The 13,068-nt window shown below is 69.8% G+C and carries 11 protein-coding genes and 1 tRNA gene; 7 read left to right on the top strand and 5 right to left on the bottom strand.

Annotation, left to right across the window (positions count from 1 at the left end; genetic code table 11):
• Positions 1-2 precede the first annotated feature (2 nt).
• From ACFFJD_RS08135 to ulaA, 3 genes are all read left to right on the top strand, one after another.
• A complete protein-coding gene (locus ACFFJD_RS08135; protein WP_382362917.1) occupies positions 3-596 on the top strand; it encodes a TetR/AcrR family transcriptional regulator in 594 nt (197 codons plus the stop codon).
• Positions 597-696: 100 nt separating this feature from the next.
• Positions 697-1,503, top strand: coding sequence for a PTS sugar transporter subunit IIA (locus tag ACFFJD_RS08130; RefSeq protein ID WP_382362915.1), 807 nt, complete (start codon positions 697-699; stop codon positions 1,501-1,503).
• 11 nt (positions 1,504-1,514) lie between these two features.
• Positions 1,515-3,083 (top strand): PTS ascorbate transporter subunit IIC, encoded by a 1,569-nt coding sequence (ulaA, locus tag ACFFJD_RS08125; protein WP_382362913.1) that lies wholly within the window; start codon positions 1,515-1,517, stop codon positions 3,081-3,083.
• Positions 3,084-3,094: 11 nt separating this feature from the next.
• On the opposite strand, the gene ACFFJD_RS08120 is transcribed toward ulaA, so the two are convergent.
• The 3 genes from ACFFJD_RS08120 to ACFFJD_RS08110 form a co-directional block, all read right to left on the bottom strand.
• Positions 3,095-4,408, bottom strand: a complete 1,314-nt coding sequence (locus ACFFJD_RS08120) for a family 1 glycosylhydrolase (protein ID WP_382362911.1) — start codon at positions 4,406-4,408, stop codon at positions 3,095-3,097.
• 50 nt (positions 4,409-4,458) lie between these two features.
• On the bottom strand, positions 4,459-6,126 hold the full coding sequence (locus ACFFJD_RS08115) for an SLC13 family permease (RefSeq protein ID WP_382362909.1): 1,668 nt from the start codon (positions 6,124-6,126) through the stop codon (positions 4,459-4,461).
• 90 nt (positions 6,127-6,216) lie between these two features.
• Positions 6,217-7,578 carry an FAD-binding oxidoreductase gene (locus ACFFJD_RS08110; RefSeq protein WP_382362907.1) on the bottom strand — a complete coding sequence of 454 codons (1,362 nt, stop codon included), beginning with the start codon at positions 7,576-7,578 and terminating at the stop codon, positions 6,217-6,219.
• 75 nt (positions 7,579-7,653) lie between these two features.
• On the opposite strand from ACFFJD_RS08110, the gene ACFFJD_RS08105 reads away from it, so the two are divergent.
• On the top strand, positions 7,654-9,327 hold the full coding sequence (locus tag ACFFJD_RS08105; protein ID WP_382362905.1) for an alkaline phosphatase D family protein: 1,674 nt from the start codon (positions 7,654-7,656) through the stop codon (positions 9,325-9,327).
• 24 nt (positions 9,328-9,351) lie between these two features.
• Here the strand turns inward: ACFFJD_RS08105 and ACFFJD_RS08100 are convergent, their stop codons facing one another.
• Positions 9,352-10,428 (bottom strand): serine/threonine-protein kinase, encoded by a 1,077-nt coding sequence (locus ACFFJD_RS08100; RefSeq protein ID WP_382362903.1) that lies wholly within the window; start codon positions 10,426-10,428, stop codon positions 9,352-9,354.
• Between the two features lie 13 nt (positions 10,429-10,441).
• Positions 10,442-11,008 (bottom strand): dCTP deaminase, encoded by a 567-nt coding sequence (gene dcd / locus ACFFJD_RS08095; protein ID WP_382362901.1) that lies wholly within the window; start codon positions 11,006-11,008, stop codon positions 10,442-10,444.
• A gap of 107 nt (positions 11,009-11,115) precedes the next feature.
• Here dcd and ACFFJD_RS08090 point away from each other — a divergent pair.
• The 3 genes from ACFFJD_RS08090 (at position 11,116) to ACFFJD_RS08080 (ending at position 13,017) form a co-directional block, all read left to right on the top strand.
• Positions 11,116-11,186, top strand: a tRNA-Gly gene (locus tag ACFFJD_RS08090).
• 160 nt (positions 11,187-11,346) lie between these two features.
• On the top strand, positions 11,347-11,826 hold the full coding sequence (locus ACFFJD_RS08085) for a hypothetical protein (protein ID WP_382362899.1): 480 nt from the start codon (positions 11,347-11,349) through the stop codon (positions 11,824-11,826).
• Between the two features lie 96 nt (positions 11,827-11,922).
• Positions 11,923-13,017, top strand: coding sequence for a metallophosphoesterase (locus tag ACFFJD_RS08080; RefSeq protein ID WP_382362897.1), 1,095 nt, complete (start codon positions 11,923-11,925; stop codon positions 13,015-13,017).
• Positions 13,018-13,068: the final 51 nt, after the last annotated feature.

The following is a 13,068-nucleotide window of genomic DNA, read 5'->3' as shown; positions in this document are numbered from 1 at the left end:
GCGTGACTGGCACTACCCGCGACCTGCAACGCGCCCGGACCCGCGAGACCCTGCTGAACGCGACGATCCGCTGCCTGGTGAACTACGGCTACGCCGACACCACCACGCAGCGGATCCAAGACGAAGCCGGGGTCTCGCGGGGGGCGCTCCTGCACCACTTCGGATCCAAGTCCGAGCTGCTGGTGGCGGCCATCCACTACATCGCCGACATGCGGATGGCTCACGTGACCGACGTCATCGGCGACCTCGGCGACGACCCGAACGGCCTGCGGCGCATGGTCGAGGCGGTCCGTGAGGCGATGGCCGGGCCGCTGTTCCAAGCGGCGCTCGAACTGTGGACGGCCTCGCGAACCAACGAGGAACTGCGGGCCGCACTCGTGCCCGCCGAACGACGACTGGGTGCGGCGGTGCGGGAGGTCTTCAACGCGCACGTCGGGATCGACGACCCGCAACAGGCACGCGTGGCCTTCGAATCGCTGATGGCACTGGTGCGGGGCCTGGAAGTGACCCGCAATCTGCGTGACGACCGCACGGTGGACGACCTGGTCCTCCAGGACTGGATCGCCCGCGTGGAGCAGCTGCGCGACGCACCCTGACCGGGCCGGAGCCCGCGGGCAGACGACGGAGTCTCCGATCCGTCTCGAACCCGCGCAATCGATGCATTCGGTACGGCGCGATCGGCTAGCGTCGGCGAACGTGAGCGCATTGACAGATCTGCTGAGTCCCGACGCCGTCGCCGTGGATGTGGAAGCCGCGGATTGGCGCGCCGCCGTCGCCGCGGCCGGTGCGCTGCTGGAGGCCACCGGTGTCGCGACCGCGGAGTACACGGCCGAGATGATCGAATCGGTGGTGGAGAAGGGGCCGTACATCGTGATCGCCCCGGGCTTCGCGTTCGCCCACGCCCGGCCGTCGCCCGCGGTGCTGCGCACCGGACTGTCCTGGGTGCGGTTGGCACGGCCGGTCGAGTTCGGTCACCAGCGCAACGATCCGGTGGATCTGGTGGTGGCCCTGGCGGCCACCGATGCCAAGGCGCACACCGTGGCGATGGCCGAGCTGGCCAAGGTGATCGGCGATCGGGACCGCAGCGCGGCGTTGGCCGCGGCCGCCACCCCCGCCCAGATCCTGGCCATCCTGCGCGGTGATCGCGCCCCCGACACCGCGGCGAGCCCGGAACCGGCTGCACACGAACCGGCTGCGGCCGAACCGGCCCGCCGGACCGCCAACAAGATCCTCACCGTCTGCGGGAACGGTCTGGGCACCAGCCTGTTTCTGAAGAACACCCTGGAGAAGGTGCTCGGCGACTGGGGCTGGTCGTCGTACATCACGGTGGAGGCCACCGACACCATCTCGGCCAAGGGCAAGGCCAAGGAGGCCGACCTGATTCTCACCTCGGGCGAGATCGCCAAGGCGCTCGGCGATCTCGGGGTGCCGATGACGGTGATCGAGAACTTCACCAGCACGGCGGAGATCGACGCCGCGCTCCGTGCCAACTACGACGTCTGAGAGGCACGATCATGAACTGGCTCGTCGTCACCGCCGAATTCATCGTCAACGAGATCCTCGCGGTTCCCGCGTATCTGATCGGCATCATCACCGCGGTCGGCCTGATCGCGCTGCGCAAATCGGTGGGCCAGGTGATCGGCGGGGCGCTCAAGGCGACCCTCGGCTTCCTGCTGATCGGGGCCGGCGCCACGCTCGTGGTGGCCTCGCTGGATCCGCTCGGGGTGATGCTCAGCGGCTCAACCACCTCGCACGGCGTGGTGCCGACCAACGAGGCCATCGTCGGTATCGCGCAGAACACCTACGGCGCGCAGGTGGCGTGGCTGATGATCCTCGGCTTCGTGTTCAGCCTGGTGCTGGCGCGGTTCACCCCGCTGCGGTACGTCTTCCTCACCGGCCACCACACGCTGTTCATGGCGACGCTGCTGACCATCGTGCTCGCGACCAGCGGCCTGAACGCGGTCACCGTGGTGATCGTGGGCGGTGTGCTGCTCGGCGTGGTGATGGTGGCGCTGCCGGCGATCTCGCAGCCGTGGACCAAACGCATCACCGGGGACAACACCATCGCCATCGGTCACTTCGGCACCCTCGGCTACATCGTCGCCGGCGTCGTCGGCCGCTGGACCGGCGGCAAGCGCAGCCGCTCGACCGAGGATCTGAAGCTGCCGGAATCGTTGCGCTTCCTCCGCGACTCGATGGTGGCCACCGCGCTGTCGATGGTGCTGATGTACCTGATCGTCTCGCTGATCTACGTCGGTCGAGTCGGCAGCAGTGAGGCCTATCTGGCCTACGCCAACGCCGACGGCGAGGGCGGCGCCACCGGCATGGGCAACTTCCTGATGAGCGGCGTCACCCAGGGGCTGAGCTTCGGCGTCGCCGTCGCGGTGATCCTGTTCGGTGTGCGCACCATCCTGGGCGAACTGGTGCCGGCCTTCCAGGGCATCGCCGAACGGGTGGTGCCCGGCGCGGTGCCCGCACTGGACGCCCCGATCGTCTTCCCGTACGCGCAGAACGCCGTGCTGATCGGCTTCCTGTCCAGCTTCGCCGCCGGTCTCGTCGGCCTGGCGGTGCTGGCGTCCTGGCTGGGGCCGTCGTTCGGTTGGGCGCTGGTGCTGCCGGGGCTGGTGCCGCACTTCTTCACCGGCGGTGCGGCCGGCGTCTACGGCAACGCCACCGGCGGTCGCCTCGGCGCGATCTCCGGCGCCTTCGCCAACGGTCTGCTGATCACCTTCCTGCCCGCCCTGCTGGTGGGCGTGCTCGGCGGCTTCGGTGAGGAGAACACCACCTTCGGCGACGCCGACTTCGGTTGGTACGGACTGCTTCTCGGCAACGCCGCCAAGCTGGGCGGGGTGCCCGGCGTGATCGTGATGATCGCCATCGGTGCGGCGGTGCTGGTGCTGGCCATCGTGGTGCAGAAGAAGCTCGTCGAGACCGACTGGGATCCGTCGCCGGGCCGTCCGATGCCGGGTGCCGGCGACCCTCCGGGCCCCGGTAACCCGGACATGGTGGTCGCCGGTCGTCGGTACGCCAAGATTCCGCCGCCGGCCGGTGCTCCGAAGCCGCCGCCGCCTCCGCAATCCTGAGCGGCGGGGGGTCAGCGCACCGGACGGGTGCAGCTCGACGGCGCGGCTACCAGGGAACACCGGGTGGCCGGGCGGCTCGGTCGATAGTGCGGTCCGACGCCATTGTCGGCGGCGATCCGCCGGTAGGCGGCCACGGCTGCGGTGGGGATGCGTCGCAGGCTCGGATCGGTCAGCACGTTCACCGTGTACAGCCCGAATCGCGGTGTGTAGCTGCCCCATTCGTAGTTGTCGGTCAGGCTCCAGTAGTTCAAACCCATCACGTCGATGCCGTCGGCGCGGGCGCGTTGCGTCCAGTAGACGAGGTCGCGGAGGTGGTCCGCGCGCCGATAGCCGTCCGGGCGGGGCGCGCCGTCGCGGGTGGGCATGCCGGTCTCGATCACATACAGCGGTTTACCCGGAAAGCGCTGAGCGTAGTCCCGGTAGGCGTAGTACAGCCCGTCCGCCGAGACCGGCGCCTCCCACGAACGGTCGGCGAGGATCTGCGCGGCACCCAGCTCGGTCGGTGACACCGAGTAGTAGTAGTCGAAGCCGACGAAGTCGAGCTTGTCGCGCACCCGATCCAGGAAGGTCTGGTCGAGGGCGGGCTGCACCGTGGGAATGTAGGCGGCGTTCGACGAGACCATCGCGCCCGGGTCGCGGCGGTGGATGTGGTCGTAGATCGTCCGGTGCACGCCGACCAGTCGATCGAGCATCACGGGAGCCAGCTGCGGCGGCAGCCCGCCGTGCTGGACCTCCTTCATCAGGTACGCCGTCGGCTCGTTCACGGTGATCCACAGCGGGTGATGCCGCGCGAAGCGGTCGACCACGCGCCGCTGATGTCGCAGCCAGGCCTCCGGGGTGCGCGCATCGGCCCAGCCGCCGCGGTCGGCGATCCAGCCGGGGTAGACCCAGTGGTCGAGGGTCAGCATCGGACGCATGCCCGCGTCGACGATCGCCTGCACCATGTCCTCGTAGTAGGCCCACTCGCGCGCGTCGTCGCGGCCGGGACGCGGTTCCAGACGCGCCCACTCGATGCTCACGCGGTAGACCTTCATGCCCATCGACCGGGCGAGGCCGATGTCCTGGCGGTAGCGATGACGGAAGTCCACCGACGTGCCGATGCCGTCGCGGAACGGCGATCCCGGCGCGGCGGCCTGCTTCGCGTACCGGCGCCAGTTGCTGTCCGGGGAGGTGCCCTCGGTCTGAAACCCGGAGGCGGCGACACCCCACAGGAAGTCGTCGGGCAGCGATGGGGCGGCGTGGGCGGGTCCGGGGACGATCGCGGTCGTGACCGACAGGAGGCAGGCGGCCAGGACGACGACGAGGGTGCGGAACGCTTTCGGCATACGAGCGAGTCTTATCGCAGCCGGGCGCGGACGAGGCGACTTCGGCGCGATCAGTGCCAGAAGGTCAGCAGCGGCCAGGCCACGGCGAACGCCGTGACCAGAGAGACCAGCGTGATGGGAATCCCGAAACGAACGAACGTCGACGTGGTGTATTTGCCCGGCTCCATCACCATCAGATTCGACTGGTGGCTGAACGGATTGAGGAAGGTGAACGAGATACAGGTGCCGACCAGGATCAGCAGAATCAGCGGATTCACGCCCATCGAAGTCGCGACGGTGATGGCCACGGGCGTCAGGATGCTCGCCGCGGCCGCATTGGTGACCAGATTGGTCAACACCGTGGTGCCGAGTGCGATCACCGCCACCATCAGGGGGATGCTGCCGGCGGACAGCTCGATGATGGCGCCGGAGAGGTAGCCTCCGAGGCCGCTCTCGATCACCATCACGCCGAGCCCGATCGACCCGGCGATGATCGCCAGGATGTTCCAGTCCAGGGCGCGCACCGCCGACCGGGGCGTCAGCACCCCGGTCACGATCATCGCCACCGCGCCGATCGAGGCCGCCAACTCCACCGGGGCCAGTCCGAACGACGCGGCCACGATCACCGCGAGGAGCACGCCCAGTGCGATCCAGGTCTTCCCCGGCTGCGGGGCTTTCCCGGCCGCGTTCTGCCAGAGCCCGACCAGGGGATGATGCGTGAGGATGTCGCGCGAGGCGGTGGAGACGTACACCGTGCGGCCCGGCCGCAACGAGGTCTCACGGAACCGCTTCGTCGTCTCCGCGGCCACCACGAGGAGGTCCTCGTCGTCCTGCAGGTCCCGGATACTGCCGCTCTGGTTGGTGTCGATGGTGACGGCGAACAGGTGGTGCGGCGCCAGCCCGAAGCGGGGGCTCGTCCACAGCATCCGCACCCCGGATTCGGTGGCGCGATACACCAGGAGGTCGTCCTCCTCGAGGACGCTGTCGGTGACCACCGACTCGCCCCACCGTCGCACGTCGATCAACTCGTACTCGGCGGTGCGGGCGATCCCGACGTCGGCGGCGGTGCGACCGACACTCACCGACCGGCTCGACAGGGGGATCTCGACGCGCCAGTGCAGATCCTTGGCCGGCGCCTTCGGTTTGCCCTTGAGCAGGTAGCGCGAGCAGACGATCACGGCGATGCCGCCGACGATCGCGACCGGTGCGGCGACCGGAACGAAGGAGAACATGGACAGCTGCACGCCGTACGGGGCGGCCATGCCGGCGATGATGAGGTTGGAGCTGGTGCCGATCAACGTCATCGACCCGGCCAGCGTGGTGGCGTGGGCCACCGGCAGCAGCACCGACCGCGCGGGCACGCCCGATCGCTGCTGCAACTCCTTGGTGGCGGGGATCAGCATCGCCACGATCGGCGTGGTGTTGATCAGCGAACTGATGATGCCGATGGGCGGCACGATGCGGCGCAGGGTCTGGCCCGGCGTGGTGACCCCGGAGAGCAGTCGGAAGGTGACGCGGGAGACCACACCGGTGGCCAGCACCCCCTTCGCGATGACCAACATGGCGGCGATGGTGATGACGCCGCCGTTCGACAGTCCGGAGAAGAGCTCGGTGGGCGTGGCGATTCCGGCGACCCCGGCCACCAGGAGCGCGATGATCAACGCCAGGACCGGCGGCACGCGACCACTGGTCATCGCGATCAGCGTCGCGACGACGATCACCCCGGTCAGGATTGCCATGAAAGTCATGATGGCCGATCGGCGGCCGGGTGGAAGCGCTAACGGCAGCGCCCCGCGCTCAATCAGCTCAACGTATGGATCGGTGCACGCTCAGAGCATCACGCCCGGGTTGAACACGCCGTGCGGGTCCAACGCCCGCTTGATGGTCGCGGTCAACTCCATGACGTCGTCACCGACCTGGGCGGGCAGCCAGCCCTTCTTCAGCCGTCCCACGCCGTGCTCGCCGGTGATGGTGCCGCCCATCTCGACGGCCAGGCCCATCACCTGATCGAAGGCCACCTGGGCGCGCCGGGCCTCCTCGCGGTCGGCCGGATCGAAGACGATCAGCGGGTGGGTGTTGCCGTCCCCGGCGTGGGCGATCACCGCGATGGTGACGTCGTTGTCGGCGGCGATGGCGGCGACGCCGTCCACCAGGTCGGGCAGCGCGGGCAGGGGCACGCCCACGTCCTCGAGCAGGAGCGATCCGCGTCGTTCCACGGCCGGGATTGCCACGCGGCGGGCCACGGTGAAGGCCTCGCCCTCCTCGGGGTCGTCGGTGGCGAACACCTCGTCGGCCTGATGCGCGCGGAAGGCCTGCTCGATCAGCGCGACCTCGGCCAGACCGGCCGGGCCGGGCGCGTCGGACTGCGCGATGAGCATGGCGCCGGCGTCCCGGTCGAGCCCCATGTGCAGCATGTCCTCGACCGCGTTGATCGACGTGTGGTCCATGAATTCGAGCATCGCCGGACGAGTCTGGGCGGTCACCGCGAGGACCGCTTGGCTGGCGGCGCGCACCGTGGGGAACACACCGACCACGGTGCATGCGGCCGGCTGCGGCGGCAGGAGTCGCACGGTGACTTCGGTGATGATGCCGAGCAGCCCCTCGCTGCCGACGAACAGGCGCGTCAGCGACAGGCCGGCGGAGTCCTTGAGTTGCTTGCCGCCCAGCCGCACCGCGCGGCCGTCGGCGAGCACCACCTGCAGGCCGAGGACGTAGTCGACGGTGACGCCGTACTTGACGCAGCACAGCCCACCGGCGTTGGTGGCCGCGTTGCCGCCGATGGTGCAGATCTCGAACGAGGACGGATCCGGCGGATACCAGAGGCCGTGCTCGGCGGCGGCGGCCTTGACCTCGGCGTTGAGCATGCCCGGCGCGCAGACGGCGGTGCGGGTGGTGGGATCGACGGTGATCCCGCGCATCTTCTCCGTGGTGATCATCAGCGCACCGTCGACGGCGGTGGCGCCGCCGGACAGACTGGTGCCCGCGCCCCGGGTGATGATCGGTACCCGGTGTTCGGCGCACCAGCGGACCGCGGTCTGCACGTCGGCGGTGCTTTCGGGGCGGACCAGGGCGAGGGGAGTGCCCGCCGACGGATCGTCGGCGCGATCGAAGCGGTAGGCCGCCAGGATGTCGGGGTCGGTCACCACCATCGCCTCGGGCAGGGCTGCGCGCAGGGTGCTCACGTCGACCATTCCTTCAGGGTAGAGCCCACCGGGCGATGCGCGGCGGTTACCGGCCCGTCACCTACGGTGACCACGCTTGGCCGCGTGCGAAATCGATTCTCGGCCAACCTTTCCCGTCGGACCTTCGTGGCGGCCGCCGGTGCCGCCGGCGTGGGGGTGGTCGGCGGCGGTCGGACCGGAGCCGGGCCGTCGGCGGCGCGACCCCGGTCGCGCGCGGTGTTCGCGCACGGCGTCGCCTCCGGTGACCCACTCGCCGACCGGGTGATCCTGTGGACGCGGGTCAGTCCGGAGCCTGCGGCCGCACCCGGCTCGGGTCGCGGGAGTCCGGTGAACCTGCGCTGGGAGATGGCGACCACCGCGGACTTCGCCGCGGTCGCGGCGACCGGCACGGTGGTCACCACCGCCGCGAGCGATCACACGGTCAAGGTGGATGCGGCGGGGCTGTCCCCGAGCACCGCCTACTGGTATCGGTTCCGCGTGCTCGACGGCGCGGCCGCGGGCGAGATGTCGCCGGTCGGCCGCACCAAGACGGCGCCGACGGCCGCCGATGACGTGCGTCGAGCCAGGTTCGGCGTGGCCAGCTGTGCCAACTGGGAGGCGGGCTACTTCGGCGCCTACCGGGCGTTGGCGCAGCGGAGTGACCTGGACGCGGTGGTGCATCTGGGCGATTACCTCTACGAATACGGTCCCGGCGAGTACGGCGGCAAGCACGGCTCGGTCCGGGCGCACGAGCCGGCCCGCGACATCGTGTCGTTGGCGGACTACCGGATTCGTCACGCGCAGTACAAGACCGACCCGGACCTGCGGGCCGCGCACGCCGCGCACCCGTTCATCTGCACCTGGGACGACCACGAATCGGCCGACAACGCCTGGCAGCGCGGGGCCGAGAACCACGACCCGCGTCGGCAGGGCTCGTGGGCGGCGCGCAAGGCCGCCGCGGAGCAGGCCTACTACGAGTGGATGCCGGTGCGCCCGCAGGTCGACGCCACCGGGCGGCACCTGTACCGGCGCCTGCGCTACGGAAAGCTCCTCGAACTGTCGATGCTCGACCTGCGCAGCTATCGGGACGAGCAGGTGGCGTCGACGTCGGCGAAGGTCGACTCGCCGTCGGCGTCGATCACCGGTCGAAACCAGATGCGTTGGCTCACCGGGGGATTGGAGACCTCGCAGACCACCTGGCAGTTGATCGGCAATCCGGTGATGATCTCGCCCATTCTGTTGCCGCCGTTGGACCCCGAACGCAGCCGGATCCTCACCGAGCTGCTCGGGCTGCCGCGCAACGGGGTGTCGTTGAACGCCGACGCCTGGGACGGCTACACCGCGGATCGGCGCACCCTGCTGGCGGCGATCGCGAAGAAGGCCGGTGGCAACGCCGTCTTCCTGACCGGTGACATCCACATGTCGTGGGCGTGCGAGGTACCGCGCGAACCCGCCGACTATCCCGGTGCGGGCAGCGTGGCGACGGAGTTCGTCGTCACGTCCGTGACCTCGAACAACTTGGACGACATGGTGTCGGTGCCGGAGGCCACGCTGGGCACTCCGGCGGCGGCCGCTCTGATGGCGACCAATCGGCACACCCGGTGGGTCGACACCGATGCGCACGGCTATGCCGTGCTGACGGTGACGCCGGCGGCGGCCCAGATGGATTGGTTCTTCGTGGCGGACAGGTCCGTGCGCCGATCGAGCTTCCGGCACGGCCAGTCGTGGCGGGTGGCCGCGGGTTCGCGGCGGCTCACCAAGGCAGCCCGTCCGGCGTGACGACGGCCGCTCGGTCGGGGCCGGTCAGCCGATGACGATCGGCGGCAGCCCCGGGATCGGGTTGGGCAGCGTGCGTCGGTTGTCCGGGCGCGGTTTGGGTCGCGGGCGCGGGCCGAGCGGGGCCTCGGAGGTGGTCGACGTCGTCGAGGATGTGGTCCGGGGCGGCACGTAACGCTTCATCGGTGCTCGCGCGGCCCGGAGTTCGCTGGGGGCGGCGGCCGGGGCGCCGGACACGCTCGGATCCGTGCTCGAGGGCGTCGAGGACTCGGCGGCGGTGGAGGGCTGGTCGGTGTCGTCGAGGGACAGCGCCGTCGCGAGCCCCGCCCCGCCGAGCGCGATGACGGCCAGGGCCGCGGCGGTCAACGCGATTCGCGTGCGTCGGGGGTTCCGCACGGAAGTGCCCGGTGCCGCCGTGTCCGGTGCCCCCGTGTCTGGTGCGTCGGTGTCCGGTGCCGCGATGTCGGCCGGCGGTGTGGCCGCGGAGGTGGCCCAGGCCAACGCGACGGGGTCGGGGGAGATGGCCTGGAGGGCGTGGGTGGCGGCGTCGTCTCCGGCGAACAGCTCCGGGAACGGATCCTCGGGGCCGAGCATGGCGAAGCCGCGTTCGGTGAGGGCTTCCCACAGTCCGGGCCAGCGGTCGATGCCGGGGCCCAGGAGCACGGCGGCGACCGGCTCGCTGCCCGCGAGTTCCACGATCACGCCGTTGGCCCGGTTCGCCTCGGGGACGGTGGCGGCCAGAACGGTATCGAGGGTCACCGACACCATCCGCAGACGGTCGGTACCCATCAGCAGGACGCTCTCACGCTCGATCAGGGAGGCGCGGGCCCGTCGGCAGACGTCGAGCAGCTCGGCGAAGGTCTGCGGGTCGTCCGTGCCGGGGATCGCCTCGCTGTGGTGCAGGTACGTGGCCACCCGCAGATCGAGGACCGCCGGGGTGATGCGCGGTTCGCGAGCGATGCGCACCACGGCGCCGTCGGCGTCGAGCCGGGCCGCCCACAGCCCGTCGTCGCCGAAGTCCACCGCCACCACCGCGCCCGCCGTGTCCGCAGGGATCGAGAAGTCGTCGATCCAGGGCGGGGGCGGTGGGGGAGCGGAGGTCATGGTCGTCGCACGGTCACTTCTGGAAGTTCAGGTACGCCTTGGACGGGGTGGGCCCGCGCTGACCCTGGTATTTGGAGCCGACAGCGGCTGAGCCGTAAGGATTCTCGGCCGGCGACGAGAGCCGGAACAGGCACAGCTGGCCGATCTTCATGCCCGGCCAGAGCGTGATGGGCAGGTTCGCGACGTTGGAGAGCTCCAACGTGATGTGGCCGGAGAAGCCGGGATCGATGAAGCCCGCGGTGGAGTGGGTGAGCAGCCCCAGACGCCCCAGGGAGGACTTGCCTTCCAGCCGTCCGGCCAGGTCGTCGGGCAGGCTGCAGACCTCGAGGGTGGAGCCGAGGACGAACTCGCCGGGGTGCAGCACGAAGGGCTCGCCCTCGGCCGGCTCCACCAGGGTGGTCAGTTCGTCTTGCCGCTGTGCGGGGTCGATGTGCGTGTAGCGCGTGTTGTCGAAGACGCGGAACAGACTGTCGAGCCGGACGTCGACACTCGACGGCTGCACGAGATCGGCGGAGTAGGGATCGATCCCTAGACGGCCTGTCTGGATTTCAGCGCGGATGTCGCGGTCGGAGAGCAGCACAGGGTCGAGATTATCCGACCCGGTCGGTCCACACCCCGCCGCCGCGGGTTTGCTACTGTAGCTGGCGCAGCACTCACGGCCGTCGAACGACGATCGAGAGGTGCACTGCCGGTGTGGCGTAGTGGTAACGCTGCTGCTTCCCAAGCAGCCGTCGCGGGTTCGATTCCCGTCACCGGCTCTCCAGCCGCCGTGTCGCGACCCGTACTTCGTGTCGCCGGCGCTGCAGCACGGCGACACGAAGGATGAGTCGCGACACGGGATTTCGGGTGCGGACCGGGTCCCGGTGCGCCGGGTGTCGGGCGTAGATTGACGCGCATGGCACGACGAATGCTGGTGCGGTGACCGCGCCGCCTCCGGATCGGGCGCAACCGTGGCGGCAGCCGCCGCACCGCCCGCCCTTGCCCGTGCCGATCTCGCTGGGCATGATGCCGATCGACCTGCGCCTGAGTGAGGGCGCCGCGATCAACTGCTCGTTCTACCTGCTCAACCCGGTGCTCGCGACCTCGCTGATCAGCATCGAACTCAACGGCTACGAACTGGTGCCCGCGCGGTGGGGGCGGATCGAGATTCCGGTGCGGCCCGGCACGTACCACTTCCGGGTCTTCATTCGGAACGGTCAACAGATCAAGCACCTCGCCGAAGTGACCGCCGACGTGGTGCCGGGGCAGTTGTTGGAGTTGGACTACGTGTTCCCCCGGTTCGGTAAACCCTTCCTGAGTGTCAGTGCCACGGCCGAAGAGAACAAGCGGATGCTGTGGTTGATGCTCGGGTCGGTCCTGGTCCTGTGGGTTCTGCTGCTGGTGTGGGTGTTCATCTGACCAGCAGGTGTGGACGGACCGGCGGTGAACGGGCGGTGACCGTCCGGAGGCGGATAAGCGCCGTCGGCGTTCACCTCGGCGTGGGAGTATTCCGGAATGACCGATAATCTCTCCCAGCCCGGAGACTCCGGTGACCTCTCCCAGTCCGGCGGCGCAGGCGTGAAGCGTCGCTCGTTCCTCGTCGGGGCGGCCGCGGCCGCAGGCGCGGCGGCGGCCTGGGGCGGGGTGCCTGCCGGGACCGCCTCCGCCGCACCCCGGTTCCCGATGCCCAAGGACAAGCAGAGTCTGCACGTGCTGGTGACCGGCGACGCCGGGACCGGCGAGGCGCCCCAGTACGCGGTGACCAAGGCCGCACGAAAGATCCACGCCGCCAAGCCTTTCGACATCGCGGTGGGTCTCGGCGACAACATCTACGAGAGCGGCCCGAACGGTCCCGACGACGCGCAGTTCCACGCCAAGTTCGAGAAGCCGAACGCGGGCCTGGACTTCCCGTGGTTGATGGCCCTCGGCAACCACGACAACACCGCGGTGTTCCCGGGTGACGGCGGCTGGCTGCTGCGCGGCGACACCGAGGTGGACTACGCCCGCAAGTCGCGGCGCTGGTACATGCCCGCGCGCTACTACTCGGTGGATCTCGGGGTGGCCGAGTTCTTCGTCGTCGACGGAAACCCCTGTGCCGCATACATTCCGCCCTTCCTCTCGCCGGAGTGGGAGCCGGGTGGGCACTACATGACGCGCCAAGCCAAGTGGCTCGACCGCGCGCTGTCGGCGTCGACAGCGCAGTGGAAGCTGGTCTGCACGCACCATCCGTATGCCAACAACGGACCCCACGGTCCGGCGGGCGCGTACGACGGTCTGCCCGCACCGCTGAACGGGCAGCCGTGGAAGGACTTCCTGGAGCGGCACGTGGCGGGTCGGGCGCACTTCTTGCTCTCCGGGCACGACCACAGCCAGCAGGTGATCGACGCGGTGCCCGGTTTCAAGGGGACCCGCCAGATCGTCGCCGGCGCCTCCGCCAAGACGGTGCACGGCCGGTCCAGCGGGGAGTTCCGGGCGAAGTACGAGAACTTCACCGAGCGCGGCTTCATGACGATGGACGTGCAGCCGTCCGCCCTCACCCTCACCGCCTACGAGGTCTCCGCGAACAAGCCCGACGCACGCGCCGCGTACACCGCCACCTACCGCAGGTAGGGCGCCGCCCTGTCACCGGTTAGGGTGACGGGGATCTCCGTCACGCCGTCC

This window comes from Gordonia phosphorivorans, from assembly GCF_042432625.1.
Taxonomy (GTDB): Bacteria; Actinomycetota; Actinomycetes; order Mycobacteriales; family Mycobacteriaceae; genus Gordonia; species Gordonia phosphorivorans.
The sequence above is the reverse complement of the archived record's forward strand: the minus strand, read 5'-3'. Positions and strand labels throughout refer to the sequence as shown.